At 67.7% G+C, this 25,985-nt stretch carries 23 protein-coding genes; 10 read left to right on the forward strand and 13 right to left on the reverse strand.

Translation table 11 applies throughout. The annotated features are described in order from the left end of the window. Positions 1-18: 18 nt before the first annotated feature. Both ACQ5DX_RS02865 and ACQ5DX_RS02870 read right to left on the reverse strand, forming a co-directional pair. Positions 19-1,026, reverse strand: coding sequence for an LLM class flavin-dependent oxidoreductase (locus ACQ5DX_RS02865; RefSeq protein WP_430331182.1), 1,008 nt, complete (start codon positions 1,024-1,026; stop codon positions 19-21). A 42-nt stretch (positions 1,027-1,068) separates the two neighbouring features. Then, complete coding sequence (locus tag ACQ5DX_RS02870; RefSeq protein ID WP_430331183.1) at positions 1,069-1,671, reverse strand: class I SAM-dependent methyltransferase; 603 nt, start codon at positions 1,669-1,671, stop codon at positions 1,069-1,071. Between the two features lie 134 nt (positions 1,672-1,805). Here ACQ5DX_RS02870 and ACQ5DX_RS02875 point away from each other — a divergent pair, with 134 nt between their 5' ends. From ACQ5DX_RS02875 to ACQ5DX_RS02885, 3 genes are all read left to right on the forward strand, one after another. Further along, positions 1,806-2,642: an aldo/keto reductase gene (locus ACQ5DX_RS02875; RefSeq protein ID WP_430331184.1), complete on the forward strand. Its 837-nt coding sequence runs from the start codon at positions 1,806-1,808 to the stop codon at positions 2,640-2,642. Between the two features lie 100 nt (positions 2,643-2,742). Then, the gene (locus tag ACQ5DX_RS02880) at positions 2,743-3,357 is read left to right on the forward strand and encodes a PadR family transcriptional regulator (RefSeq protein WP_430335528.1); all 615 of its coding nucleotides are present in this window, start codon (positions 2,743-2,745) and stop codon (positions 3,355-3,357) included. After that, entirely contained in the window at positions 3,354-4,859 is a 1,506-nt protein-coding gene (locus tag ACQ5DX_RS02885; protein WP_430331185.1) for a DHA2 family efflux MFS transporter permease subunit, read from the forward strand. The genes ACQ5DX_RS02880 and ACQ5DX_RS02885 overlap by 4 nt, the downstream gene beginning before the upstream one ends. A 65-nt stretch (positions 4,860-4,924) precedes the next feature. On the opposite strand, the gene ACQ5DX_RS02890 is transcribed toward ACQ5DX_RS02885, so the two are convergent. Continuing rightward, positions 4,925-5,959, reverse strand: coding sequence for an alpha/beta hydrolase (locus tag ACQ5DX_RS02890; protein ID WP_430331186.1), 1,035 nt, complete (start codon positions 5,957-5,959; stop codon positions 4,925-4,927). 168 nt (positions 5,960-6,127) lie between these two features. Continuing rightward, positions 6,128-7,183, reverse strand: coding sequence for a cell division protein ZapE (zapE, locus tag ACQ5DX_RS02895; RefSeq protein WP_430331187.1), 1,056 nt, complete (start codon positions 7,181-7,183; stop codon positions 6,128-6,130). Positions 7,184-7,224: 41 nt separating this feature from the next. On the opposite strand from zapE, the gene ACQ5DX_RS02900 reads away from it, so the two are divergent. Further along, complete coding sequence (locus tag ACQ5DX_RS02900; protein WP_430331188.1) at positions 7,225-7,815, forward strand: TetR/AcrR family transcriptional regulator; 591 nt, start codon at positions 7,225-7,227, stop codon at positions 7,813-7,815. Between the two features lie 35 nt (positions 7,816-7,850). Next, positions 7,851-8,216: an Imm51 family immunity protein gene (locus ACQ5DX_RS02905; protein WP_430331189.1), complete on the forward strand. Its 366-nt coding sequence runs from the start codon at positions 7,851-7,853 to the stop codon at positions 8,214-8,216. A gap of 18 nt (positions 8,217-8,234) precedes the next feature. Here ACQ5DX_RS02905 and ACQ5DX_RS02910 read toward each other — a convergent pair whose 3' ends face one another. From ACQ5DX_RS02910 to ACQ5DX_RS02920, 3 genes are all read right to left on the reverse strand, one after another. Beyond that, positions 8,235-9,626 carry an FAD-dependent oxidoreductase gene (locus ACQ5DX_RS02910; RefSeq protein WP_430331190.1) on the reverse strand — a complete coding sequence of 464 codons (1,392 nt, stop codon included), beginning with the start codon at positions 9,624-9,626 and terminating at the stop codon, positions 8,235-8,237. A 12-nt stretch (positions 9,627-9,638) separates the two neighbouring features. Next, on the reverse strand, positions 9,639-10,526 hold the full coding sequence (locus ACQ5DX_RS02915) for an AurF N-oxygenase family protein (RefSeq protein WP_430331191.1): 888 nt from the start codon (positions 10,524-10,526) through the stop codon (positions 9,639-9,641). Between the two features lie 455 nt (positions 10,527-10,981). After that, complete coding sequence (locus ACQ5DX_RS02920; RefSeq protein WP_430331192.1) at positions 10,982-11,917, reverse strand: LysR substrate-binding domain-containing protein; 936 nt, start codon at positions 11,915-11,917, stop codon at positions 10,982-10,984. Between the two features lie 99 nt (positions 11,918-12,016). Here ACQ5DX_RS02920 and ACQ5DX_RS02925 point away from each other — a divergent pair, with 99 nt between their 5' ends. Beyond that, positions 12,017-12,511 carry a GNAT family N-acetyltransferase gene (locus ACQ5DX_RS02925; protein WP_430331193.1) on the forward strand — a complete coding sequence of 165 codons (495 nt, stop codon included), beginning with the start codon at positions 12,017-12,019 and terminating at the stop codon, positions 12,509-12,511. Positions 12,512-12,652: 141 nt separating this feature from the next. Here the strand turns inward: ACQ5DX_RS02925 and ahpF are convergent, their stop codons facing one another. The 4 genes from ahpF to ACQ5DX_RS02945 form a co-directional block, all read right to left on the reverse strand. Beyond that, the gene (gene ahpF, locus ACQ5DX_RS02930) at positions 12,653-14,242 is read right to left on the reverse strand and encodes an alkyl hydroperoxide reductase subunit F (RefSeq protein WP_430331194.1); all 1,590 of its coding nucleotides are present in this window, start codon (positions 14,240-14,242) and stop codon (positions 12,653-12,655) included. Positions 14,243-14,398: 156 nt separating this feature from the next. After that, positions 14,399-14,962: an alkyl hydroperoxide reductase subunit C gene (gene ahpC / locus ACQ5DX_RS02935; protein ID WP_430331195.1), complete on the reverse strand. Its 564-nt coding sequence runs from the start codon at positions 14,960-14,962 to the stop codon at positions 14,399-14,401. 105 nt (positions 14,963-15,067) lie between these two features. After that, positions 15,068-15,796, reverse strand: coding sequence for a GNAT family N-acetyltransferase (locus tag ACQ5DX_RS02940; RefSeq protein ID WP_430331196.1), 729 nt, complete (start codon positions 15,794-15,796; stop codon positions 15,068-15,070). 157 nt (positions 15,797-15,953) lie between these two features. Beyond that, positions 15,954-16,433, reverse strand: coding sequence for a cupin domain-containing protein (locus ACQ5DX_RS02945; RefSeq protein WP_430331197.1), 480 nt, complete (start codon positions 16,431-16,433; stop codon positions 15,954-15,956). Between the two features lie 69 nt (positions 16,434-16,502). On the opposite strand from ACQ5DX_RS02945, the gene ACQ5DX_RS02950 reads away from it, so the two are divergent. Next, positions 16,503-17,876, forward strand: coding sequence for a DUF1254 domain-containing protein (locus ACQ5DX_RS02950; protein WP_430331198.1), 1,374 nt, complete (start codon positions 16,503-16,505; stop codon positions 17,874-17,876). Between the two features lie 11 nt (positions 17,877-17,887). Here the strand turns inward: ACQ5DX_RS02950 and ACQ5DX_RS02955 are convergent, their stop codons facing one another. Then, positions 17,888-18,958, reverse strand: coding sequence for an NAD(P)-binding domain-containing protein (locus ACQ5DX_RS02955; protein WP_430335529.1), 1,071 nt, complete (start codon positions 18,956-18,958; stop codon positions 17,888-17,890). A 173-nt stretch (positions 18,959-19,131) separates the two neighbouring features. Here ACQ5DX_RS02955 and ACQ5DX_RS02960 point away from each other — a divergent pair, with 173 nt between their 5' ends. After that, positions 19,132-19,863 (forward strand): enoyl-CoA hydratase, encoded by a 732-nt coding sequence (locus ACQ5DX_RS02960; RefSeq protein WP_430331199.1) that lies wholly within the window; start codon positions 19,132-19,134, stop codon positions 19,861-19,863. An 11-nt stretch (positions 19,864-19,874) separates the two neighbouring features. Next, entirely contained in the window at positions 19,875-20,972 is a 1,098-nt protein-coding gene (locus ACQ5DX_RS02965; RefSeq protein ID WP_430331200.1) for an MBL fold metallo-hydrolase, read from the forward strand. Positions 20,973-20,990: 18 nt separating this feature from the next. Here ACQ5DX_RS02965 and ACQ5DX_RS02970 read toward each other — a convergent pair whose 3' ends face one another. After that, positions 20,991-23,381 carry a glycoside hydrolase family 3 C-terminal domain-containing protein gene (locus tag ACQ5DX_RS02970; RefSeq protein WP_430331201.1) on the reverse strand — a complete coding sequence of 797 codons (2,391 nt, stop codon included), beginning with the start codon at positions 23,379-23,381 and terminating at the stop codon, positions 20,991-20,993. A gap of 47 nt (positions 23,382-23,428) precedes the next feature. On the opposite strand from ACQ5DX_RS02970, the gene ACQ5DX_RS02975 reads away from it, so the two are divergent. After that, positions 23,429-25,900: an HAD-IC family P-type ATPase gene (locus tag ACQ5DX_RS02975; protein ID WP_430331202.1), complete on the forward strand. Its 2,472-nt coding sequence runs from the start codon at positions 23,429-23,431 to the stop codon at positions 25,898-25,900. Positions 25,901-25,985: the final 85 nt, after the last annotated feature.

A 25,985-nucleotide genomic window follows, 5' to 3' on the forward strand; every position in this document is an offset into this window, starting at 1 on the left:
CGACCGGAGCGAGTGCGGTCAGTCGCGACCGGCCCAGTCCGCACAGATCTCGTAGCTGCGGACCCGGTCGGCCAGGTCGAACATCGTCGAACCGATCATGATCTCGTCCGCGCCGGTCAACTCGACGAGCTCATCGAGTTCGTCGTGCACCTTCCGCGGTCCGCCCACGATGTATGCCGACGACGACCCCGCGATGAGCCGTTCCTGTTCCGGCGTCAGCGGATTCGCCGCAGCCTCCTCGGGGCTGGGGAACTGGTCGGGGTCGTTGGCCCGCAGCCGCGCCATCGACAGCCTCATCGGCGCGGCGAGGTAGCGGGCGCGTTCGTCGTCGTCCGCCGCCATCACCGTCACCGTGACCATCGCGTACGGCTCGTCGAGAATCTCGGAGGGGCGGAACGACTCCCGGTAGGCGTGCAGGGCGGGCATGGTCTGCGCGGGGGAGAAGTGCCGCGCGAACGCGAACGGCAGTCCCAGGATGCCCGCGACCTGGGCGCTGTAGGTGCTCGACCCCAGCAGCCAGACCGCGACCTTCGCGCCGAGGCCGGGGACGGCGGTGATCGCCGCGTACGGGTGGTCGGCGGGGAAGCCGTCGTCGAAGAACGCCCGCAGGTGCGCGAGCTGCTGCGGAAACTCGTCGGCGCCCAGCGGGTCGGCCTGCCGGCGCAGTGCGTGCGCGGTCACCTGGTCGGTGCCGGGTGCGCGGCCGATGCCGAGGTCGACCCGGCCCGGGTACAGCGCGTCGAGGGTGCCGAACTGTTCGGCGACGACGAGCGGGGCGTGGTTGGGGAGCATCACCCCGCCCGAGCCGACCCGGATGGTGTCGGTGACGGCGGCGACCTGTCCGATCATCACCGCCGGAGCCGAGCTGGCGATGCCCGGCATCGAGTGGTGTTCGGCAAGCCAGAAGCGGTGGTAGCCGAGCTTCTCGGTGGCGCGGGCCAGCTCGAGGGTGTTGCGGAGCGCTTGGCCGACGGTGGATCCCTTGGCGATGGGGGACAAGTCGAGTACGGAGAGCGTGGTCGTCACCTCGACGACAACCCGTTCGCATTGCGAAATGTTCCGATCGGGTCAGTCGCGGACGAGTCGGAAGAAGCGGGGCTTGGCCATCGCGAGGATGCCCGAAGCTTCGGACGTGTCCATCGCATCGTCCCCGATGACGGTCCACCCGCCGAGTGCCTGCTCGACGTCCCCGCGGGACGCGCCGCGCGGCAGCGGGCCGCGGTGGCCCGGCGAGAACGAGAACATCAGGAGCTGCGCGCCCGGCTCGGTGACCGCGCCCAGCCCGTTGCCGTACGCGGTGCGCTGGTCGTCGCTCAGACCGTGGAAGCAGCCGACGTCGATCGCGAGGGTGTATCCGCTGTCGACGTACGCGGGCAGGTTGGTGACATCGCCGAGGACGAACCTCACGTCGGCGCCGGCGATGGGAAGCTTCGCGCGCGCCCGCTCGATCGCGAGAGGTACCGCGTCGATCGCGGTGACCGACCACCCGCGGATTCCGAGCTGGATCGAGTGATCGCCGGTGCCGCAGCCGAGGTCGAGGGCCTTCGCGCCTGCCGCGGGAGGGGCGACGCCGTCGAGCAGTGCCGCGAGTTGCGCGGAGAATGTTCGGCGCCCGGCGCGCTCCCACGGGGTGAATCCGAGCCGGTACGCCAACCGGTAGCCGAGGTTCATTGCCCGCCCCTCTCGGAGATCAGACCACTCGGATCGAACGTAGGCCCAGCCGTAGGAGTCGCGCAACGAAACGGTGTGGTCCACTTTCTGAGATCGCGGGAACACGCGGGGGCCTCGCGCTGGTTGCCCCTCGTATGACTTCCACAGGTTCAGTACCCGCGATAGCGCTGGGCGACGGCAATTCGATTCCGCAGTTGGGGTTCGGGGTGTTCCAGGTTCCGGACGACCAGGCGTACGCCGCGGTCGCCGAGGCATTGAAGGTCGGATATCGAAGCATCGACACCGCGCGCATCTACGAGAACGAGACCGGAACCGGTCGTGCGCTCGCGGAATCCGGGCTCGATCGCGAGGACCTGTTCGTCACCACCAAGCTGTGGAATGCCGACCAGGGCTACGACTCGACATTGCGGGCGTTCGACGACAGCCTGGCCCGGCTGGGACTCGACTACCTCGACCTGTATCTGATCCACTGGCCCGCGCCCGCGCAGGATCGGTACGTCGACTCGTTCAAGGCGTTCCAGCAGCTGAAGGCCGACGGCCGGATCCGGTCGATCGGCGTCTCGAACTTCACCGCGCACAACCTCGAGCGGCTGGTCGAGGCGGTCGGGGAGACGCCCGTGCTCAACCAGGTGGAACTGCATCCGGAGTTCGAGCAGTCGCAGCTGCGCTCGGTGCACGCCGACATGGGAATCGTGACGGAGGCGTGGAGCCCGCTGGGGCAGGGGACCACCCTCTCGAATGCGACGATCCGCGCACTGGCCGACGCCCACGGCCGCACACCGGCACAGATCGTCCTGCGCTGGCACATCCAGCTCGGCAACGTCGTCATCCCGAAGTCGGTGACGCCGGCCCGCATCGCGAGCAATTTCGACGTCTTCGATTTCGAATTGAGCGCCGAGGACATGTTCGCGATCGGTTCGCTCGACTCGCCCGACGGCCGGCTCGGCCCGAACCCGGAGACGTTCGGCTGACGGGTGTTCCTTGTCACAGACGGTGAACGGCATTGCCCGGCCGGTTCCGGGAGCCGTATATTCCACGCGGAATATTTCATGTGGAAGTGGGGTGGTGACGGTGCTGCCACGGTCCGCCACACCCCTCGGCATTTCGGTGCTGGCGCTGCTGTTCGAGCGCCCGATGCATCCGTACGAGATGTACCAACTCCTCGTCACCCGCCGGAAGGACCGCATCGTCAAGGTTCGCCCCGGCTCGCTGTACCACGCAGTCGAGCGTCTCGAACGCGACGGACTGGTGGCGGTGCTGGGAACCGATCGGCAGGGCAACCGGCCCGAGCGGACCACCTACGAGATCACCGTCGCGGGACGAGGCGCGGTGCGCGAGCGGGTCGCCGAGATCGTCGCGGCTCCGGCACCCGAGTACCCCCAGCTCACGCTCGGGCTCGCCGAACTGCACAACCTCGAGTCGGGCGAGGCGCTCAACCTGCTCGACCGCCGGATCGAGGCGCTCGTCGCCGAACTCGCCGAGCTCGACGAACTGTTCGAGTTCGCTCGGGGGCGAGAGGTTCCGGAGCTGTTCACCATCCCGTTCTCGTACACCCGGGCGATGACGCAGGCCGAAATCGACTGGCTGCGCACTCTCGCCGACCGCATCCGCAGCGGTGACATCCCGTGGGTGACCGACGAACTCCTCGAGTCCGCCAGGCTCGCAGACCAGAAGGGCAACCGATGAAAACCGACTTCCGGCCATGGCCGGCCCTGTGGGCCCTCTGTCTGGGCTTCTTCATGATCCTCGTCGACAGCACGATCGTCGCCGTCGCCAACCCGGTCATCACCGCGGACCTGAACACCGACGTCAATGCGGTCGTCTGGGTGACGAGTGCCTACCTGCTCGCGTACGCGGTGCCGCTCCTGGTTACCGGGCGTCTCGGCGACCGGTTCGGACCCAAGAACCTGTACCTCACCGGTCTGGTCGTGTTCACCCTCGCGTCCCTGTGGTGCGGTCTGTCCGGCGGGGTCGAGATGCTCATCGTCGCCCGCGTCTTCCAGGGCCTCGGTGCGGCCATGATGACGCCGCAGACGATGGCCGTCATCACCCGGATCTTCCCGCCCGACAAGCGCGGCACCGCAATGGGTCTGTGGGGTTCGGTCGCCGGCGTCGCGACGCTGGTCGGCCCGATCCTCGGCGGTGTGCTCGTCGACAACCTCGGCTGGCAGTGGATCTTCATCGTCAACGTCCCGGTCGGCGTCGTCGCTTTCGTCCTCGCATGGCGCCTGGTTCCGTCGCTGCCGACGAACAACCACAAGTTCGACCTGATCGGCGTCGCACTCAGTGCGATCGGCTTGTTCTGCATCGTCTTCGGTCTGCAGGAGGGCAACTCGTACGACTGGGACGGCCGCACGTGGGGCCTGATCGGCGCCGGCGTCGTGGTGATGGCCGCGTTCGTGTACTGGCAGAAGATCAACCGCAACGAACCGCTGGTTCCGTTGGGGCTGTTCAAGGATCGGAACTTCTCGGTCGCGAACCTCGGCATCGCGACGATGGGATTCTCGATCACCTCGGTCATGCTGCCGTTCATGTTCTACGCGCAGAGCGTGACCGGTCTCTCGCCGACGCGGTCGGCGTTGCTCATGGCACCGATGGCGATCGTGACCGGCATTCTCGCGCCGTTCGTCGGACGTCTCGTCGACAAGGCGCATCCGCGCTACATCGCGGGCCCGGGCTTCCTGCTGTTCGCGCTGTCCGCCTTCTGGCTGGCGCTCGAGCTCACCCCGACCACGCCGGTCTGGCAGATCCTGATCCCGATGGCGATCATCGGCGCGTCCAACGCGTTCATCTGGGCGCCGCTCTCGGCAACCGCGACGCGGAACCTGCCGATGTCGCACGTGGGTGCCGGCTCCGGCGTCTACAACACCACCCGTCAGGTCGGTGCCGTCCTCGGTAGCGCCGCGATGGGTGCGCTCATGACCTCGCGGATCACCGCGGAGATGTCGACGCTCGGCGTCGGCGGCGGCGCTGTGTCGGCCGGTGAGGCGCACTTCCAGGGCGGCCAGTTGCCGGAGATCGTGCGGGAGCCGTTCGCGACGGCCATGTCGCAGTCGGCGATGCTGCCGGCCGCGGTCCTGATGCTCGGCTTCGCGGTGGTCCTCTTCTTCGTCAACCCCCGTAAGGAGCAAGCGGTTCGGGAAGTTCCCGAGGCTGCCGGTGACGAATCCGTGCCCGCCCACAACTGACCCGTAGACGACTCCGGCCGTCGACCGCGAATCTGCGGTCGACGGCCGGAGTTGTCGGTTCCGGGCTAGATACCCATCGAGCGGGCGATCATCGGCCAGGAGTTGTGCAGGTCGTCCTGCCAGTAGCCCCACGAGTGGGTGCCGGTGGGCTTGAAGTCGAAGGTGGCCGGGATCTTCAGGTCGGCGAGGCGGTACGCGAGGTTGTGGGTGCAGTAGTTGGTGGCCGCCTCGATGACGCCGCCGACGACGGCCTGGTTGGCCAGCGCGAACGGGCGACCGCCGATACCGGGACCGTCGAGCGTCTCATGGGGTCCGGGCAGGCCGGACCCGGTGCTGACGTAGAGCTCGGTCCCGCGGAGCTTATCGGCGTTGACGACGGGGTCGTTCGCCACCCAACCCGGACCGTTGAGCGGACCCCACATGTTGGTGACGTCGACGCCACCCCGCACCCCGGTCACCATCTGGATCGCGTTCTGGCCGGCCCAGGTGCTGGTCTCGGCGCAGCCGCTGTAGGAGCCGACGCTCTTGTAGAAGCCGGGCTTGGCGATCGCGTAGTTGAGCACCGACGTTCCCGTCATGGAGATCGCCGCGATGGACTGGACCTTGTTGGTGCCGAACGCCTCGTCGATGACCGGCGGAAGCTCCTCGAGCATGAACGTCTGCCACTTCTGGCGGCCGAGCTTCGGGTCGTCCTTCTGCCAGTCGGTGTAGTAGCTGAAGGCACCCTCGAGCGGGGTGACGACGTTGACGTTCTTGTCCTTGAAGAAGTTCATCACGTCGGTCTGACGCTGCCAGGTTGCCGAGTCCTCGCCGCCGCCGGCGCCGTTGAGGAGGTACAGCGTCGGGCGCGGCGCGCTGGTGTCCGCGGGTGTGATGACCTCGAGCGGGATGTTGCGGCCCATCGACGGTGAGTACACCGAGAGGGTGACCTTGCGGTCGGAGTTCTTGGTGGTCTTGACCACGTAGGCCCCGGACGTGGCCGAGACGGCTGTGGCGCCGCTGTCGGCCGACGCCGTCGCCGGTACCGCGAGCAGCGACGCGGCGGACACGACCACCGCGGCCGCGAGAACCCGTCCTCGCCCGACCGTCGAATTCCTCATGCGAATCGTCCTCCCCTTCGGAGTGTGCACATCCCCGCACCGAACGTCCTGTGACGGCGGCATATGGGCCCGCACAATACCGACGAGGAAGCTGTGATTGTCCCGATCGGGCCACAGCCTGCGAGATTCACCCGCCGATTCATACCCGGACGAGAGGGCGAGGTGCACTCACCTCTCGGCGAATTCCTCGGACAGCGGCGCCGGGGCCGCCGGGGCGGACCGTAGTTGCCGCAGCCTGCTCGTGACCCGCTCGATGTCCGCTGCGGGACAATCGATTCCGGTGGCCTCGAAGAACTGCTCGTCTGCGAGGAAGACCACCGGGATGTCGTTGTCGTACAAGACATCGACGAGATTGACGAACCGTTGGCTCGCGTCCCGGCCCGCGTCCTGCAGCGTGGGTACCTCGCTCACGACCCAGTTCCCGTACGACCGCGCGAGCGCGAGGTAGTCGGCGGGCGCGGTGGTGGCGCCGCACAAGTCCGCGAATCGGAACCACAGACAGTCGGGGTCGGTGCGGAGAGCCTCGATCGGATGCCCGGACGGCCGCAGTAGTCGACTCTCGCCGGGTAGAGGCCGGGTCAGGCCCAGGCGTTCCAGTTGCCCCGGATCGCCGCCCGTCGCCAAGATGCCCGCGGCGAAACCAGTGTCGTGGGGGCCCGTCACGGTCCGGTAGTCCTGGGCTCCGTCCACGGTCACGACGGTCATTGTTCGCTCGATGAGCGCGATCGTGGGCACGAACGCGTCGTGGAAGAGCGGATTGGGCAGCAGGGCCTCGGGTGGATGGTTGGACGTCACCACGAGCATGACCCCGCGATCGAGCAGGGCCGGTAGCAGGCGTTCGAGAAATTTGGCGTCGCCGATGTCGTGCACGTGAAATTCGTCGAAGCACAGGAGTCGGACGTCACCGAGGAGGGCGTCGAGTCCCGTGCGGAGGTCGTAGCGATGCTTCGTGATCGACGAATGCAGGGCGAGGAAGAACCCGTGGAAGTGGACCCGGAGTTTGTGGTCCGTCGGCACGGCCGCGAAGTACGTGTCCATCAACCAACTCTTGCCGCGGCCGACGGGCCCCCACAGGTAGACCCAGCGCCCGTCGGCGGCCTCCAGTTCCGCGGCGGCATGCCGCTGCCGAGCGTCGAGCGCGAATCCGCTTGCGCGGGCGGCCTCGTCGAACGTGCCGCGTGGAATCTGTAGGACGGGGGGCCGGGTGCGCCGGAACAGTTTCACAGGCGAAACTCTAACATCGTAGAGTCTGACAGGATGGAGACATGAGTCACCGTCCGTCCCGTCGCGAATCGATCTGCGAGGCCGCCCTGGACCTCGCGGCAGAGGGGGGTAACCACGCCGTCACCCATCAGGCGATCGACCGGCACCTGGGGCTGGCGAAGGGGTCCACCTCGTACTACTTCCGCACGCGGGATGCGCTCGTGACCGCGGCGGTGCGCCGGCTGGCCGAGCGGTCACGGGCCGCGTTCTCGGATGTGTATGTTGCCGAGGGGAATCCGTCGGCGGACGCGGCGGCCGAACTGACCGCGGATCAGCTCCACCGCTTGCTCACCGATCGGCGCCGCGACGTCCTCGCCCGCTACGCGCTCGCGGTGGACGCGGCAGCGGACGAGGAACTGCGCGTGGCACTCGGTTCGTGCCTGTTCTCGGTGGAGTTGGCGACGGGGTTGATGTCGGCGCTCGGTGCGACCGATCCCCGAACGGCTGCCCACGATTTCATCAGCCTGCTCGAAGGTCTGTTGTTCGATCTGACGTACGGATCGCGGTCGGTCACCGTCGCCGGTGCGGATCATCTTGCCGCACGGCTACGTACGACGGTCCGGCTGTGGCTGGGGGCGCTCGTCGAGGTGTGACGAAGGTGTCGGAGGACTTCGGTACGGTCCTGCGTATGGCAGACCCTGACGATTTCGACGCCCTCGAACCGATCCGCCTCGTGTCCGGCATCAGCAGCTCGAGCATCATCTACTCGCCCGGGGGTCCCGAGTACCACCAGCATCGGTCGGCGCTCGAGGCGCACGGGATCGAAGGTTCCGGATACGACTTCTCCGGTGCGCTGCGTGCGGTGCTCACCGACCAGGCCCCGTCGGCTCTGGATGTGGTCGGGTTCGACCCGGAGGCCGGCATGGTCAGCGTCTACGGCAACGATCTCGACGCCCTGCTCGTCGCCGCGAATGCCCTGCGGACCCTCGTCCTCGACGCCGACGCTCTGAACGCTGCCCTCACCCGCTCCGTCGAGCTCGGCTTCGACGACTAGCGGCAAGTCGACCCGACGTCACACCCGTGAGCGGAGGTCCACGGCGAGTTGGGTCACGGTTTCGGCCGCGCAGGTGCGATTGTCGCCGACGCCGCCGGACGCGCCTCGTTTCGCCCAGCCGACGACGTACAGACCCTCGACCGGTTCGCCGGTCTCGTGGGAGATCACCCGCCCTTGGTGGTTGGGGACGACCCCGCGGTTGTCGAGCGGGACACCGTCGATCCGTTTGGTGGTGAACCCGGTGGCGCATATCGCGGAGTCCGCGTGGAAGGTCCGGCCGGCGGTCGTGGTGACCGTGACGGCGCCGAGGTCGGTCTCGGCGACATCGGCCACCTCTTGTCCGAACGACAAGACGATTCGCAGTGGACCGGTGGTGTCGGTCGGCTGGGCGTTTCTGCCGCGGACATCAGCGGAAGGCAGGCGCGACAGCTCGCGGAGCAGCGGGCTGTCCGCGCCGGCGCGGGGCGCGATGCCGGCGCCGTCGATCAGCACCTCGGCGTGCTCGAGGTCGACCAGCTCGTCGAATGCAGACGCCGTGAACGAGGCGTTCTCCGGAGCGGACCGCGACAGGACCACCAGTTCTGTGACCTGTTCGCCCGCGGAAACACGGTGGCGGGTCCTCGCGACCCACCGGACGACGTCGAAGGCGACGTTCCCGGCGCCGATCACGACGCACGTAGGTCCGGCGAGCGCGGGTGGGTGGTAGCCCGACGACGCGCAGTTCTCGGCGACCAGGAGGCCGATGGCCTGGTAGACGCCGTCGACGGTGGTGGGGCCGATGGGGCGCGGCTGGGATGCTCCGCAGGCGATTACGACGGCATCGAATTTCGCGCGGAGTTCGTCGATCGAAATGTCCACGCCGACCTCCGTGCCGGGAACGATCGTGACGCGGTCGTCGCGGAAGGGCACGTCGAACAGGCGGATCATCTGGCGCACACCGACGTGGTCGGGGGACACGCCCCGGCGCAGGAGGCCCCCGACGGCGTCGTCCCGCTCGTAGACGGTGACACGGATCGACGTCGATCGCCGCAGCAGTTCGCGAACGGTGTACATTGCGGCCGGCCCCGACCCGACGACGGCGATCTCGAGTCTGTCGCTCGGGCGTGCCAGCGGCAGTTCGAAGACGGTGCGCGGTCGGGTGCGCGGCGCGGCGGGGGCCCGCGTGAAGAACTCCCTGTTGCGGGTGGCGTACCGGCGTTCGGTCTGGGTCAGCGCATGCTCGGGTTTGATGGCCGAGGCCGGGCAGGCGTCGACGCATGCAGTGCAGTCGATGCACGAGGCGGGGTCGATGTGGAGCGTCTCGACGGAGGCGAAGCCTTCCTCACCGGGGGCGGGATGAATGCAGTTCTGCGGGCATACCCGCACACACGAGGCATCCTTACAGCAATGCCCCAGGATGACGTGGGCCACGAGGACTCCTGCTCAGAGAAGGTTCGACTTTCGGTAGATCCATCGAGCGCCGCCGTTCAGCAGTCCTTCTTTGCTGAGGAAGTCGATGAACGGCTCCGCGGCGTTCCGGAACGTCATCCGATGGTGTTCGTTTTCATCGATGTTCGATCTCACGACATCCCACTCGAGGCCGAGGTCCTCGTATACCCGGCGATTGATCAGGCTCTTCGCGATGAGATGCATTCCCACTGCGATGAGCAGTGTGCTCACCATTCGTCTGAAGCGGGAGAGCCCGATCAATCGATCACGGATCTTCTGACGCGCATACGTCATGTGCCGGGACTCTTCGATGACGTGGATGTAGGCGGTACGGCGAATCGGTGCCGCGACGTCATCGCTGGACATCCAGTCACGTTGCATGACGTCGAACATCTCCTCGCCGGCGAGGACAATTCCGTACGCCACTTCGTCCCAGATGATGTGTCGGAACACCCAGCCGAAGAAGTCGAGCATGCGGTCACGCGGATAGAAGTGTGATCCGATGCTCTCGATGGCACTGGCGAACATCAACGAGTGCAGGTTCTCGTCCGCGCATTCGTTGAAAAGGAATTTGACGTCGGGTCGTGCCGGGTTCGCGCTGTGGCTCGCCCTCAGCAGGGCCACCTGCAAGCCCACCTCCAGCCAGATGCCGACGCCGAGGAACTGTGCTACTTCGCTTCTGGTGAGTCGGACGCGCTCGGACTCGGACATGGCGTCCCACATGGGGGTGCCGAACAGGGGTGACCACTGCGGTGTCATGCCATGGCGTTCGTCGTCGCCCGGTTCGGGTTCGTAGACCCGCGGACTCCTCGAATCGAAGGACAGCCGCTGGGCAGACTCCAAAAGGGCATCGAACAGTGCGTCGCTTTCGGAAGCTCCCATCCTTCCCTACCCCTCAATTCGGTGGACGATCCGAGGCACCCGCTCTGCGCGGCAGCGCCCCGGACGTGTGCTCCCATGCTCGCACGAGTGGCGCGTGCTCGAGCGAAATCATCTCCACAACAGGGCGTTTGAGCGTATTCGTCTCGAATGTGCCTTTCCGTCCTGTGCGCCGCCTGGGGTGTCCTGGTCTTGCGGACCGACCCGACAGTGCCGAGCGTGAGCGCGTCGACTACGGACTTCGAGAAGACCCGGCCCTGCTCGATGGCACACTCGGATGAAACGGGGAGGTGGGTGTTGACTGCCACCACCGCGGCACAGTCATGGTCCCTGGCTGTTTCCACGTTCGTCTCGTCATCGGTGTGCGGTGGCGCGGTTCTGATCCTTGCGGCGCGATCGAGAATCCGGGCGTTCCCGGTAGACGAGTAGGTGCAGATCGTCGGCATCGAAGGTCAGCGTCAGGGAATGCTGTGTGCCGGCTCGGCGTGCTCGTCGCTTCCGCGATCCGATTCCCACCCCGTGGCTGTGATGAAAGACCGGACGAGCGGACGCGTGTCTCCCGCTCGGCTGGCCAGGAAGATCTGACTCACGTGCTGCCGTCGGCCGTCCAGCTCGCATCGCACAGCGCCGGGCGGCAGCTGACCGGTGACGCTGTAGGGGGCAAGCGTGACGCCGAGGCCGGCCGCGACGAGCGCGATGATGGTGGGCCAGTCCGAGCACTCCTGCGCAACAACGACGTCGACGCCGGCGTCGCGGAACGGCTGAGTATTGATCTCGAATGCGCGGGTTCCGCCGGAGCGCGGATAGAGGATCAGCGGCTCGGTCGAGAACTGGTCGACCCGCACGGTCGGGGCCGTTGCCAGGGCGTGCGTTGCCGGAAGCACTGCGACGAACCGTTCAACCTCGAGGAGACGGAGGTCGATTCCGGTACGGCTTTCGGGATCGCGGACGATTCCGACGTCAGTCGTGCCTCGTTCGAGGGCATCCAGCACGTCGACGGTGAATCCGTTGCGCAGCTTGACCTGAACGTCGGGGAAGCTGTGAGCGAATGCCCGAAGGCGATCGCTGACGATTGTGGTCGCCGAGTTGATGAAAGCCACCTCGAGGCGCCCGGCCTCGCCCCGGCCGACGCGGCGGGCCTCCTCCAGATCCGATGACAGCCGTGCGAGGAGCTCCCGCGCCCGTGGTTCGAGTGCCGCTCCGGCGTCGGTGAGGCGGACTTTGCGCGATGTCCGGTCGAACAGCGGGACGCCGATGAGCTTCTCGAGCTGTTTGACCTGCTGGGAGAGGGCCGGCTGGGCGATGCCCAATCTGAATGCGGCCTGCCCGAAGTGGAGTTCTTCCGCCAGGACGAGGAAGTAGCGGAGATGCCGTAGCTCGACGCGCTGATCCATACATGGAACTTATCGAATCGGCGTGGTGACGCTTATTGGACATATCGATACTCGTGGCGCGAAGCTTGGCCGGAAGCGAAGAGAGAGGATGCACTGATCATGGGGACCCCGTCTGGACCGATTGCGATCGCATCGATCGCCACGCAGGAGGACGCAGATGCATTCCGGGAGATCAGCGAGGAGTGGGTCACGCAGTACTTCAGCCTCGAGGACACGGAACGGGCGCTTCTGGCGGACCCGGTCGGACGGATCGTCGAGCGCGGGGGCGATGTATTGATCGCCCGCGACCCCGACGGTGGGGCAGCTCTCGGCTGCGTCGCTCTGATCGCATATCCGGGCGGTGTCGTCGAACTGGCGAAGATGGGCGTGCGCCGGGCGGCCCAGGGCCGCGGCATCGGACGGCAGCTCCTCACCGCCGCCATCCAACGCGCCCGCGACCTTGGAGGTTCACGCCTGTTCCTCGGCACCAGTAGCAGGCTCGCGTCGGCCCTCTACCTCTACGAGCAGGCAGGATTCGTCCGAACCGAACGCTCCCAGCTTCCCGTGGCCACCGACTACTATCCCCGCGCCGACATTCTCATGGAACTGATGTGACGGGCAGTCAGGGTCCTGCCCCTATGCGCTCGACGGCCCGACGATTCTCCCGGAACAGGTGTTCCCGCAACGAATCCGAGCCCCGGAGCGGCCGCAATGCGACTGCTCCGGGGCTCGGGGTTCCGATCGATCCGGCGGCTCCTACCCGACCGCGGCGGCCGAACCTTCGGCCGGGGCGCTCGTGCGGATGAGGTGGTCGAACGCCGACAGCGCCGCGGTCGCGCCGGCGCCGGCAGCGATCACGATCTGCTTGAACGGCACGGTGGTGCAGTCGCCGGCGGCGAACACACCGGGCACCGAGGTCTGGCCGCGCTCGTCGATGACGATCTCGCCGCGAGCCGACAGTTCGACGCTCCCGGCCAGCCACTCGGTGTTGGGCAGCAGGCCGATCTGGACGAAGACGCCCTCGAGCTCGAGGGTGTGCGACTCGTCGGTCGTGCGGTCCTGGTAGGTCAGTCCGGTGACCTTGTTGCCATCCCCGAGGACCTCGGTGGTGAGGGTGCTCATCAGGATGTCCACGTTGGGCAGGCTGCGCAGCTTGCGCTGCAGCACCTCGTCGGCACGCAGCACCGAGTCGAACTCGACGAGCGTGACGTGCTCGACGACGCCCGCGAGGTCGATCGCGGCCTCGACGCCGGAGTTGCCGCCGCCGATCACGGCGACGCGCTTGCCCTTGAAGAGCGGTCCGTCGCAGTGCGGGCAGTACGTGACACCCTTGTTCCGGTACTCGGTCTCGCCGGGCACGTTCATCGCGCGCCAGCGTGCACCGGTCGACAGGATCACCGTCCGGGCGAGCAGCGAAGCGCCGCTCTCCAGTTCGACCTCGACCAGGCCGTTCTCGGTGACCGCCGGCACGAGCTTCGCGGCACGCTGGGTGTTCATGATGTCGACGTCGTACTGGCGGACGTGGTTCTCGAGCGCCGAGCCGAACTGCGGGCCCTCCGTGTACGGCACGGAGATGTAGTTCTCGATCGCCATCGTGTCGAGCACCTGACCGCCGAAACGCTCGGCGGCGAGGCCCGTGCGAATACCCTTGCGCGCGGCGTAGATCGAGGCGGCGGCACCGGCCGGTCCACCTCCGACGACGAGCACGTCGAAGGGGTCCTTCTCCGCGATCGCGGCAGCGGCACGATCCGCGGCGCCGACGTCGAGCTTGCCGATGATCTGCTCGAGGGTCATCCGGCCCGAGTCGAACAGTTCGCCGTTGAGGTACACGGTCGGCACCGCCATGACCTGGCGGCTTTCGACCTCGTCCTGGAACAGGGAGCCGTCGATCGCGACGTGGCTGACGCGCGGGTTGAGCACGGACATCAGGTTCAGCGCCTGCACGACGTCCGGGCAGTTCTGGCAGGACAGCGAGAAGTAGGTCTCGAAGTGGAAGTCACCCTCGAGGTTGCGGACCTGCTCGAGCAACTCGGGCGCTTCCTTCGACGGGTAGCCGCCGACCTGGAGCAGCGCGAGAGCGAGCGAGGTGAACTCGTGGCCGAGGGGGATGCCGGCGAAGCGGACCTCGATGTCGGTGCCGCTGCGGCGAATCGCGAACGACGGACGGCGTGCGTCGTCGTCGCGACGCTCGTAGGTGATCTTGTCCGACATCGCGGCGATCTCGGTGAGCAGTTCGGCGAGTTCGGTCGACTTGGGTCCGTCATCGAGGGAGGACACGAGCTCGATCGGCAGGGTCAGCCTCTCGAGAAGGGACTTCAGTTGGCCGGCAAGCGAGGCGTCGAGCATGCGGATCTACTCCATCCATGGAAGGACTGTGATCGGGAGGTGGACCTGGCTCTGCGGTCCGAACGATGTTGGTGGCGGTACTGACTGCGCCACGGGGACATCGGGCCCTGGGGCACGGGCCCGGAAAGTCCGGGCCCGTGCGGCCGTGTGACTACGTCAGATCTTGCCGACGAGGTCCAGCGACGGAGCGAGGGTCTCTTCGCCCTCTTCCCACTTGGCCGGGCAGACCTCGCCCGGGTGCGAGCGGACGTACTGCGCGGCCTTGACCTTGCGCAGCAGCTCGGCAGCGTTGCGGCCGATGCCCTCCGCGGTGACCTCGGTGAACTGGATGACGCCGTCGGGGTCGACCAGGAAAGTGCCGCGGTCGGCCAGGCCCTGGCCCTCACGGAGCACCTCGAAGTTGGTGCTGATCTCGAGGGTCGGGTCGCCGATCATCGCGTACTTGATCTTGCCGATGGTCTCGGAGGAGTCGTGCCACGCCTTGTGCGTGAAGTGGGTGTCGGTGGACACCGAGAAGACCTCGACACCGAGGCGCTGCAGCTCCTCGTAGTGATCGGCGAGGTCGCCGAGCTCAGTCGGGCAGACGAAGGTGAAGTCGGCCGGGTAGAAGAAGAAGATCGCCCACTTGCCGGTGATGTCGTCGGAGTTGACGTCGATGAACGCCCCGTCCTTGTACGCGGTCGCGGTGAAGGGCTTGATCTGCTTGTTGATCAGGGCCATGTGAACCTCTGTTCGTCGAAGTTGGAACCAGACATTCGAGAGGTTAATCAACATTCATGGATAGTTCAAATCTATGGGATCTATCTCATAGATACGAATGACCTATCAATCTTCCGGCTCCGCCTCCCACGTTCCGAAGAGTGTCAGTCCCGCGGCCTCGGCCACCGCCACGGATGCCTGGTTGTCGAATTGACACCGGTACTGCGGCTCGTAGCCCTCGCCGTACGCGTACCTGCTCATCGCCCGCACCAGCCGGCGGGCATGACCCTTCCCTCTGAAGGGTGCCAATGTCAGTACCCCGAAGTCCGCGATCTCCGCCTCGTCCCACGAATACATGCTTCCGGCACCCACGAGACGTTCGTCCTCGAACGATCCGAACACCGCCCAGTGGTCGAGTTTCACGTAGGCGTCGTCCATGTCCTCCTCGGACGCTGACGCTTCGAAGGTCGCGAACAACTCGGCATCCGCGGCGGTGAGGCGGCGCACGGTGTCGTCGACACGATCTGTCGTCGGGTCCGTCAGCGCTCGCCGCCCGGCCTCCGAGAAGTAGAAGACGTTGTCGGCTCCGTTCAGGCCGACGCCTGCCCGGCGCAGCAATTGCCGAAAGGTCGCCTCGTCGAGGTCGCGTCCGTGGCTCAACCCGAGATCGTCGGCGAGGGGCGGGGTCAGCGCCACCGAGACGTTCCCGTCCGTCGTCGTCAGAACCGAGATGCGATTGTCCTCGTCGAGATCGGGGTTGGTGGTGATGCGGAACGAATCACTGCTGCACAGGACGCGCCCAGTGGAGAACTGCGCGCGCCAGTAGTCGTCGATGGCTCGCGAGAATGTCGTCATGTCGGATCCTGCTCCGGTCGAATCGGTATCGGACGAGACAGGAGTCGCCCCCGAGGAAGGTCGCCGTTCGTCCCTCAGATTCTTCAGCGGGAGAGTCTCGGGCGCAATCGAATTGATCGTCGGGTGCCGATTCGCGCGTGCGGCGACCGAGGACGACCTAGTACCGCGTGGGATCGGGCACCGGGTAGTCCTGCCCCTCGAGCCGGAAGTCGGCGAAGTCGAACCCCGGCACGACGATGCAGCTGACGAGTCCGGCCTCGTCCCCGATCGGTCGGGCCCGCTGCCAGTGGCGTGGGGGCACTACCACCTGTGGGCGCTGACCGGACGAAATGTCCGGTCCGAGAACATGCGTCGTGACCGGTCCGGGTGCGCCACCGTCGCCGCCGAACTCGAGTGCCATCGGACTGCCCCGGTGGTACAGCCAGATCTCGGTGCCGCGCACCGTGTGCCACTTGGACTGTTGGCCGGGTTCGAGCAGGAAGAGGATCGCGGTCCCGGCCGACCGCGCCCCGCCGAACATGTTGGGCAGTGCCACGCCGGGTAACTCGATGTCGCTTCGCCACGTCTCGCTGTACCAACCGCCATCGGGATGCGGCAGGAGATCCAGGCTTCGGGCCCACGCGGGAAAACCGGTCACCAGACCATGATGACTGCAATATTTCCGGATAGCGAGCGCACTCGCGGCAGTGGTGGTGGAATGGGCGACATGACCCACCCGAGTGGAGATTCGGCAGTTGGTTCGGATTCGACGGTCAGCGTCGAGTCGGTTGTCAGTGCGTTCGTCTACGGGTTCGCTCCGGTGTTCAACCTGTCGCAGGTGGAGCGGTTCGTGACGACGGGTGTGGGTGCCAATTCCGCGACACCCTTCAATTCCTTCAGTCACGCACCGGGACTGGCCGGACCCGACGAAGAGTTCGTCTCGATCAACAACGACACCATCTACTCGATGGCACAGCTCGACCTCAGCGTCGGGCCGCTGATCCTGGACGTGCCCGACACCGCGGACGCGTACTTCGTCCTCCAGTTCGTCGACGCGTGGACCAACAACTTCGCCTACATCGGCAAGCGGGCGACGGGCACGAACGCCGGCCGCTACGTGCTGGTTCCGCCGGGCTGGCCGGGTGAACTCCCCGCCGACGCCACCTCGGTGCACTGCTCGACGCGGATCGTGTCGATCGTCGGGCGGTGGGCCTGCGAGGGCCCCGACGACGTCGATCGCGTGCGCAAACTGCAGGAGGAGATCTCGCTGGTGCCTCTCGCCACGAGGGATCCGGAAGGCTTGCCGGAACCGGATCCCGCGGTTCCCGAGGAGCTGATGTTCTGGGAGCGGCTGCGGCTGTACCTGCAGGCGTTCCCGCCGGCCCCGCGGGATGTCGCGCTGCAGCAGGCGTTCGCGCCGCTGGGTTTGCTCGAGCGCGGTCCGTCGCCGTACGTGAACGCCGATCCGGACCTGGCGAAGCTCCTCGTGGAGGGTGCGGCGCAGGGACGAGCCATGATCGAGGCGGCGCTGTCGTCCGGCGCGGACGCGGCCGTCGTGAACGGATGGCATCAGGCGTTCCACATCTTCGACTACAACGACGACTTCTTCGAGGTCGGAACCATCGACAGTCCGGAATGGCGAATCTCGGACCGGGCCAAGGCAATCAAGCTGCGCTCGGCCGCTGCGATGGGTGGGCTGTGGGGCAATCACGGCTACGAGGCCGCGTACAGCCAGATCTTCACGGACTCAGCGGGTGACCAGTTGACCGGGGATCACACATACACGATCACTTTCGCGCCGACGCCGCCGGTGGACGCGTTCTGGTCGATCACCATGTACAGCATGCCGCACTTCTACCTGGTGGCGAACCCGATCGAGCGGTACTCGATCGGGGACCGCACACCCGGCCTGGTCTACGCCGACGACGGCTCGCTCACCCTGACGCTGAGCGCGACGGAGCCGACCGATCCGACCGCGCGCGCCAATTGGCTGCCCACCCCGACCGGACCCTTCCGGCCGTTGCTGCGCATGTACATTCCGCACGAGGCGGTGCTCGATGGCAGCTACGAGATCCCGCCGATCGTCAAGTCCGACAGCTGAACGACCGCGGTTCAGCCCTTCAGGAACCGGGTCAGTTCACGTGCCGCGGCGCGGCCGGCGCGGTTCGCGCCGATCGTCGAAGCCGACGGACCGTAGCCCACCAGGTGCACACGTGGGTCCGCGACGACCTGCGTCGCGAGGCGGCCGGTCATCGTGATGCCGCCGCCGGGCCCGCGCAGACGCAGGGGTGCGAGGTGGTCGAGTGACGAACGAAAACCCGTGCACCACAGGATGACGTCGGCGCGCTGTTCCGTTCCATCGGCCCATTGGACCCCGGTCTCGGTGATCTCGGAGAACATCGGCAGCCGATCCAGAACGCCGCGTTCACGGGCTGCCCGGATCGCCGGGGTGAGGGGCAGTCCGGTCACCGACACCACCGAACCCGGTGGGAGCCCGCGACGTACCCGGTCCTCGACGAGCGCGACTGCGTCACGGCCTGTCTCGGGTGTGAACGGTTCCTCGCGGAACTGCGGCTCGCGCCGGGTCACCCAGGTGGTGGTCGTGACGGTCGAGATCTCGTCGAGCAGCTGGACCGCGGAGATCCCGCCGCCGACGACGATCACGTGCTCACCCTCGAACTCGCGCGCCGAGCGGTAGTCGCGGGTGTGAAGCTGCCGGCCCTCGAACCGTTCGGCGCCGGGCACCGACGGGACGAAGGGTCGCTCCCAGGTTCCGGTGGCGTTGACGAGCCCGCGCGTCAGGAACGTCCCCTCGGAGGTCTCGACGGCCAGCCGCTCGCCGCGGTCGCACACCACGGTCGTGTGCACCGGGCGGTGCACGGGCAGTTCGAACCGTTTCTCGTAGAGGTCGTAGTAGTGGGGGACCGCCTCGGCGGCGCGCACGCTGTCGGTGTCCGGCCCGAGTGTCTCGGCGAACGCCATGCCGGGCAGGTCGTGCACGGCGTTGACGGTCCGCAGGGTCAGCGAAGGCCACCGGAACTGCCACGCCCCACCGGGCCCCGGTGCGTGATCGAGGACGACGAACTCGCCTTCCGGCGCGAGGCCGCTTCGGCGCAGGTGATACGCGGTGGACAGTCCGGCCTGACCGGCTCCGATCACGACCACCTCGAGCTCGGTGTCCATCCCGCTCCGTTCTGTCATAGCCTGAATCTGCCGCAACGCTCGCGACGGCTTCGTTGTTCCACGGAGCTCGGCGTGTCTGTGGATGCTGCGTTACAGGTACTGTTCGGATCGCGCCCGCCGGGGACCGTCCAGAGGGGACGGCACCCCGCACCCGAGAAAGCGAGTGGAGCCAGATGATCGGGACCAGCCGTGACGGCCATGTGGTCACGCTCGAGTTGCAGCGTCCGGATCGACGCAACGCCCTGAACACCGAGTTGTGCATCGCCCTGCGTGAGGCTCTCGAGAAGGCCGTCGTGGAGGAGGCCCGGGTCATCGTGCTCACCGGCCAGGGCACCGCATTCTGCGCGGGTGCGGACCTGTCGGGCGACGTCTACGCCGAGGGTTTCACCGATCATCTGCTCGGAATGCTGCACACGATCGATTCGATCCCCGTCCCGGTGATCGCCGCGGTCAACGGACCTGCGGTCGGGGCCGGTACGCAGCTCGCGCTCGCGTCGGACCTGCGGGTGGTCGCGCCCGAGGCGAGGTTCGGCATCCCGGCCACGAAGCTGGGCATCACGGTGGACAAGTGGACGGTGCGTCGACTGGTGTCACTCGTGGGTGGTGGTCCCGCGCGGACGATGTTGCTTGGCGCCGAGATGCTCTCGGCGGAAGAGGCTTTCGCTCGAGGTCTGGCCAACAAGATCGGCGACCTGGCCACCGCGCACGAGTGGGCGCGGAGCATCGCGGAACTGGCACCGCTGTCGCTGCGTCACCTCAAGTTGGTCTTCAACGACGACGGCACCCGCGAGCCGCAGACCGAGGAGCAGTTGGCTGCTCTGTACGCGGCGTGGGGCAGCGAGGATGCCCAGGAGGCGCGGGCCGCGCGCCTCGAGAAGCGCGTCCCGGAATTCCGGGGCCGGTAGGGGGCGGGACGATGATCGGTAGAGGAGTGGTGGTCGCAGCGGTGGCGGCAGGTGCCGGGTGGGTGGCCCGCGCCGCGTGGGGGACGGTGCCCGCGCTCGGTGCCTCTCGTGCGGCGATCAAACCTTACGCGGCGGCATCACCGCGATACCGCGACAACCGATTTCACAACTCCGACCCGAGTTCGTCGCTTCCGTCCGGGTCGCAGTCCGGTCTCGCCAAGGCGTTCCTGACGCGCGGCGCGGTGGGCCGGCCGCGACGCTCTGTTCCGCTCGCGACGCCGCTGGCACCGACCGCGGCGGGCGAGTTGGCGGTCACGTGGCTCGGGCATGCGAGTGTGCTGATCGAGATCGACGGCCGGCGCGTACTGACCGATCCCGTGTGGAGCGAACGGGTTTCACCGTCTGCGGTGGTGGGGCCGGCGCGCATGCATCCGATGCCGATGGCCCTGGAGGACCTGCCCGCCGTCGACGCCGTCGTCATCTCGCACGACCACTACGATCACCTCGACCAGTCCACGATCACGACGCTCGCCCGCACACGGGACACCGTGTTCGTGGTCCCGATCGGGGTGGGCGCCCACCTGCGGCGGTGGAACGTCCCGGACGACCGGATCGTCGAGCTCGACTGGGACGAGAGTACCGAGGTCGCCGGACTGACCCTGACCTGCACCGAGGCCCGGCATTTCTCGGGACGCGGACTTGCCCGGGACACCACGCTGTGGTCGTCGTGGGTGATCGCCGGGGCGAGACGGAAGGTGTTCTTCGGCGGAGATTCCGGATACACGCCGCGGTTCGCCGACCTCGGCCGCCGGTACGGGCCGTTCGACGTCACCCTGCTGCCGATCGGTGCGTACGACGAGCGCTGGCCCGACATCCACATGAACCCGGAAGAGGCGGTGCGCACCCACCTCGATGTCGGTGGTGCGCTGCTGATCCCGATCCACTGGGCCACCTTCAACCTCGCGTTCCACCCGTGGGACGAGCCGATCACCCGCCTGCTCGACGCGGCGGCCGCCGCCGATGTGACCATGTCGGTTCCGATGGTGGGGCAGCGGATCGACGGACTGCGCCCGCCCGAGCAGAAGTCGTGGTGGAAAGACCTGGGTTGACCTGCCGCGCGGCCGAACTCACCTGCGGCGCAGCGATCCGATCAGCGCCCGGATCCCGCTCACGCCGCGGCCGTTGCAGATGTCGACGAACGCCTGCGCCGTATCAGGGGTGAGGGCGCCCTGCGTGAGCATCGGCATCATCCGCGGCGGCAGTTCCTGCAGGGACCGCTCGAGCAGCAGTGACAGCGGATCGTCCTCGTCGACCGTCGGGGCCATCGCGGCGACCTTGCGCCGCATGACCGTCGTCAGCAGTGACGCGGCGGGATGCCGGATGTCGGCGATCGGGGTGTCGACCGTGTAGTGGCCGGACGCGTCGACGACGTTGTCGGGCAGCGGTTTTCCGTACAGTTCCGCGAACGCATCCCGTTCGAAGACCGGTGAGCCGTGGTATGCCCGGGGGCCGGGGGCGAATCCGCTGCGGTCGGACTCGAGCCGCACGATCGCTGACGCGCGCACATCGCGGGAGGAGGCCCCAACCCGGATCTCGAACTCGCCCGACTCGATCGACCAGTCGTCGATCGTGGTGTCCCAGAACGAGAATGCGCGGCGGTCCACCTGAACCGTGATGCGGCGCGACTCGCCGGGCGCCAGGAATACCTTCGCGAAGCCGGCGAGTTCCTGCTCGGGCCGGAACACGGTGGATTCGACGTCGCGCACGTACACCTGGACGACCTCGCTGCCCGGGCGGTCGCCGGTGTTCGTGATCCGCACGGCGACGTCGAATCGCTGCTCGGCCGCTACGTCGTTCTCGACCTCGGCGATCTCGAGTTCGGACCACACGACAGTCGTGTAGGAGAGCCCGTGCCCGAACGGGTAGCGCACGTCCAGACCGGCGGTGTCGTAGTAGCGGTACCCGACGTAGACGCTCTCGCGGTACTCGACCACCGCCGGTCCGGCCGGCCACACGTGCACCGGGTTGTCGGCGGTGCGCAGCGGGAACGTCTCGGCCAGCCGGCCGCCGGGCTCCGCGTCGCCGGTGAGGATGCGCGCGATCGCGCTGCCCGCCGCCTGCCCGCCCAGGTAGCACTCGACGATCGCGGCGACGTCGTCGTGCCACGGCATCGTCACCGGTGCGCCGTTCGCGAGTACGACGACCACCCGGGGGCAGACCTGCGCGACGGCGGCGATCAGGGCGTCGTGACCGTCCGGCAGCGCCAGGTTCGCGCGGTCCACGCCCTCCGTCTCGTAGCTGTCGGGCAGGCCCGCGAACACCACCGCGACGTCGGCGTCCCGCGCGGCGGCGCGGGCCTCGTCGAGCAGGGCGGCGTCGGTCCGGCCGGAGCCCCGGTGGTAGCCGGGCGCGAAGGTGAGACGGTCGGTGCCGACACGCTCGGACAGGTCGCTCCACGCGTCGTCGAGCCGGTGCGGGTTGATCCCGGAACTGCCGGCGCCCTGGTATCGCGGCTGCCTCGCGAACTCGCCGATCACCGCGATCCGCGCCGACGGTTTCAGGGGCAGGACGGCGTCGTCGTTCTTCAGCAGCACCGCGGCGGCCTCGGCGGCTCGGCGCGCGAGTGCGTGGTGGGCGTTCGCGTCGTATCCCTTCGCGGCGGCGCGTCCGGTCGCGGTCCGCTCGATCAGACGGGTCACGGCGTCGGCGGCGCGCTCGACCGCGGCGGGGCTCAGTGCACCCGACGCCACTGCCGAGAGCACCGTGTCGTCACCGCGGCCGTCGTAGCCGGGCATCTCGAGATCCAGCCCGGCGGCGAGGCACCGCGACCGCTCGGTGACCGCGCCCCAGTCGGAGACCACGAGGCCGTCGAAGCCCCACTCGTCGCGCAGGATCCGCGTGAGAAGTTCGTGATTCTCGGCACAGTGGGTGCCGTTCACCCGGTTGTAGGCGGCCATCACCGTCGCGGGTCGCGCCTCGACCACGGCGTGCTCGAAGCTCGCGAGGTAGATCTCGCGCAGCGCGCGGGCATCGACGAGCGCGTCGATGCTGTAGCGACGGAACTCCTGGTTGTTGACCGCGAAGTGCTTGAGCGACGCGCCGACGCCGGTGGACTGCACGCCACGGATCCAGGCGGCGGCCATGCGGGAGGAGAGGAACGGGTCCTCCGAGAAGTACTCGAAGTTGCGGCCGCACAGCGCGCTGCGCTTGATGTTTGCGCCCGGACCCAGCAGGACGCTCACCCCCTCGGTGCGGGCCTCGGTGCCGAGCGCGACGCCCACTTCTTCGAGCAGTTCGACGTCCCAGGTCGCGGCGAGCGCCGACGCGGTCGGGAAGCACGTCGCCGGCACCGACTCGGGGGAGTACCCGGTCTCGGTCCGCTGCTTGCGGACCCCATGCGGCCCGTCGGCGAGCATGACGGCCGGCAGACCGGTTCCCTGCGGGACCTGGGTGTGCCAGAAGTCGGCACCGGACGTAAGGGACACGAGTGCGCGGGTCGTCTGTGCGCGGGTCGTCATGGGAACAGCTTGCCCGGGCCCGCGCGGGTTGGCATAGCCTTCGTGTCATGGCAACGGACGACCCGACCGAAGGCGGCGCTGTCGGCACGCTCGAGACCGATCCCCGGCACATCGAGTTCGGGCTCACAGCCGACCAGGTGGCCCAGCGCGTCGCCACCGGGCAGACGAACGATGTACCCGACCGGGCCAGCCGATCGGTCAAGGACATCGTCCGGGGGAACGTGTTCACCCGGATCAACGCGATCCTCGGCGTGCTGCTGATCATCGTGTTGTCGACGGGGTCGATCATCGACGGGATGTTCGGTCTGCTGATCATCGCCAACAGCGGGATCGGCATCATCCAGGAGATCCGCGCCAAACGAACACTCGATAAGCTCGCGATCGTCAGTCAGTCCAAGCCGATGGTCCGCCGCGACGGCGCGACCGCGGCCGTCGCGCCCAACGACGTGGTGCTCGACGACATCATCGAGCTCGGCCCGGGTGACCAGATCGTCGTCGACGGCATCGTCGTCGAGGCGTCGGCGCTCGAGGTGGACGAGTCGCTGCTCACCGGTGAGGCCGACCCCGTGCACAAGCCGGTCGGTGCGCAGGTCCTGTCGGGCAGTTACGTCGTCGCCGGCAGCGGCGCGTACCGGGCCACCAAGGTCGGCCGCGAGGCGTATGCGGCGAAGCTTGCCGAGGAGGCCAGCAAATTCACGCTCGTCCATTCCGAGCTGCGATCCGGCATCGACAAGATCCTCAAGTTCGTCACCTACCTGATGATCCCGGCGGGTGCGCTGATCATCTACAACCAGCTGTTCTCGAGCGGACAGGCGCTCGGTCCCGCGCTCAACGGCATGGTCGCGGCGCTGGTGCCGATGGTCCCCGAGGGCCTCGTGCTGATGACGTCGATCGCGTTCGCGGTCGGCGTGATTCGGCTCGGTCAACGCCAGTGCCTGGTGCAGGAACTGCCGGCGATCGAGGGCCTGGCCCGCGTCGACGTCGTCTGCGCCGACAAGACCGGCACGCTCACCGAGAACGGCATGAAGCTCGCCGAGCTACGCACGGCGCAGGCGGACGACGAGCCGGCCGCCCGCGCCCTGGCCGCGATGGCCGCCGACGACCCGCGCCCCAACGCCAGCATGCTCGCGATCCGCGAGGCACTCCCCGACGATCCCGGTTGGGAGGCCACCGCGGTCGCCCCGTTCTCGTCGGCCAAGAAGTGGAGCGGCCAGTCGTACGGCGACAACGGCAACTGGCTACTCGGCGCCCCCGACGTCCTGCTCGACCCGGAAAGCGAGATGGCCCGCGAGGCCGAGGAGATCGGCGCGCAGGGGTTGCGGGTGTTGCTGCTCGGCAGCAGCGATCGTCCCGTCGACGCACCCGACGCCCCCGGCGTGGTGACGCCGCGCGCGCTGGTGGTTCTCGACCAGAAGGTGCGCCCCGACGCCCGCGAGACCCTCGAGTACTTCGCGAGCCAGAAGGTCCAGGTCAAGGTCATCTCCGGCGACAACGCCGTGTCGGTGGGCGCGGTCGCGACCTCGCTCGGCCTGCCCGGCGGCGACAACGCCGTCGACGCCCGCCAGCTGCCGGAGGATCCCGACAAGCTCGCCGACACCCTCGACGACGCCACCACGTTCGGCCGGGTCCGCCCCGATCAGAAGCGCGCGATGGTCGGTGCGCTGCAGTCGCGTGGTCACACGGTCGCGATGACCGGCGACGGCGTCAACGACGTCCTGGCGTTGAAGGACGCCGACATCGGAGTCGCGATGGGCTCGGGTAGCCCGGCGACCCGCGCGGTGGCGCAGATCGTCCTGCTGGACAACAAGTTCGCGACGCTGCCGTACGTCGTCGGCGAGGGCCGGCGGGTGATCGGCAACATCGAGCGGGTCTCCAACCTGTTCCTGACCAAGACCGTGTACTCGGTGCTGCTGGCGTTCCTCATCGGCGTCTCCGGTGTGGTCGCGCAGATCTTCGACCTCAATCCGCTGCCGTATCCGTTCCTGCCGCGACACGTGACGATCGCCGCATGGTTCACGATCGGCATCCCGGCGTTCATCCTGTCGCTGGCGCCCAACAACGAACGCGCCCGCTCCGGCTTCGTCGGGCGCGTGATGCGGCTGGCGATCCCGTCGGGCGTCATCATCGGCATCGCGACCTACGCGTCGTACCTGCTCGCGTACAAGGGGCCCGACGCCACCGAGCAGCAGGTGGAACAGGCCAGCACCACCGCGCTGATCACGCTGATCATGATCGCCCTGTGGGTGCTCGCGGTCGTCGCGCGGCCGTACACGTGGTGGAAGATCGTGCTGATCGTGTGCTCGGTGCTCGGCTACGTGGTCCTGTTCGGGTTCGATTTCACGCGCGAGTTCTTCAAGCTCGACCCGTCCAACGTCACCGCCACGACCGGGGCGTTCGCGATCGGTCTCGTCGGCGTCCTGGCGGTCGAGGTCGCGTGGTGGGTGACCGGGCGGATCCACGGTGAGCACCGGCGGCTGTTCGCGTCGAGCGACGACCTTCCGGGCGTGCACGGAGCCTGAGACGACGGTTCCCGAGCCCCGTCGGGAACCCCTCTGAACACCTGTCCGAAATACGTTGCGCAATCCCGACAAATTCGGTGATCTC

This window comes from Rhodococcus sp. ACT016, assembly GCF_050477185.1.
Taxonomy (GTDB): Bacteria; Actinomycetota; Actinomycetes; order Mycobacteriales; family Mycobacteriaceae; genus Prescottella.

Coding starts and splice junctions, on each gene's coding strand:
- ACQ5DX_RS02870 (WP_430331183.1), bottom strand. CDS start 1,671: ATGAACCTCGGCTACCGGTTGGCGTACCGGCTCGGATTCACCCCGTGG.
- ACQ5DX_RS02875 (WP_430331184.1), top strand. CDS start 1,806: ATGACTTCCACAGGTTCAGTACCCGCGATAGCGCTGGGCGACGGCAAT.
- ACQ5DX_RS02885 (WP_430331185.1), top strand. CDS start 3,354: ATGAAAACCGACTTCCGGCCATGGCCGGCCCTGTGGGCCCTCTGTCTG.
- ACQ5DX_RS02890 (WP_430331186.1), bottom strand. CDS start 5,959: ATGAGGAATTCGACGGTCGGGCGAGGACGGGTTCTCGCGGCCGCGGTG.
- ACQ5DX_RS02900 (WP_430331188.1), top strand. CDS start 7,225: ATGAGTCACCGTCCGTCCCGTCGCGAATCGATCTGCGAGGCCGCCCTG.
- ACQ5DX_RS02905 (WP_430331189.1), top strand. CDS start 7,851: ATGGCAGACCCTGACGATTTCGACGCCCTCGAACCGATCCGCCTCGTG.
- ACQ5DX_RS02915 (WP_430331191.1), bottom strand. CDS start 10,526: ATGGGAGCTTCCGAAAGCGACGCACTGTTCGATGCCCTTTTGGAGTCT.
- ACQ5DX_RS02920 (WP_430331192.1), bottom strand. CDS start 11,917: ATGGATCAGCGCGTCGAGCTACGGCATCTCCGCTACTTCCTCGTCCTG.
- ACQ5DX_RS02925 (WP_430331193.1), top strand. CDS start 12,017: ATGGGGACCCCGTCTGGACCGATTGCGATCGCATCGATCGCCACGCAG.
- ahpF (WP_430331194.1), bottom strand. CDS start 14,242: ATGCTCGACGCCTCGCTTGCCGGCCAACTGAAGTCCCTTCTCGAGAGG.
- ahpC (WP_430331195.1), bottom strand. CDS start 14,962: ATGGCCCTGATCAACAAGCAGATCAAGCCCTTCACCGCGACCGCGTAC.
- ACQ5DX_RS02940 (WP_430331196.1), bottom strand. CDS start 15,796: ATGACGACATTCTCGCGAGCCATCGACGACTACTGGCGCGCGCAGTTC.
- ACQ5DX_RS02950 (WP_430331198.1), top strand. CDS start 16,503: ATGACCCACCCGAGTGGAGATTCGGCAGTTGGTTCGGATTCGACGGTC.
- ACQ5DX_RS02955 (WP_430335529.1), bottom strand. CDS start 18,958: ATGGACACCGAGCTCGAGGTGGTCGTGATCGGAGCCGGTCAGGCCGGA.
- ACQ5DX_RS02960 (WP_430331199.1), top strand. CDS start 19,132: ATGATCGGGACCAGCCGTGACGGCCATGTGGTCACGCTCGAGTTGCAG.
- ACQ5DX_RS02965 (WP_430331200.1), top strand. CDS start 19,875: ATGATCGGTAGAGGAGTGGTGGTCGCAGCGGTGGCGGCAGGTGCCGGG.
- ACQ5DX_RS02970 (WP_430331201.1), bottom strand. CDS start 23,381: ATGACGACCCGCGCACAGACGACCCGCGCACTCGTGTCCCTTACGTCC.
- ACQ5DX_RS02975 (WP_430331202.1), top strand. CDS start 23,429: ATGGCAACGGACGACCCGACCGAAGGCGGCGCTGTCGGCACGCTCGAG.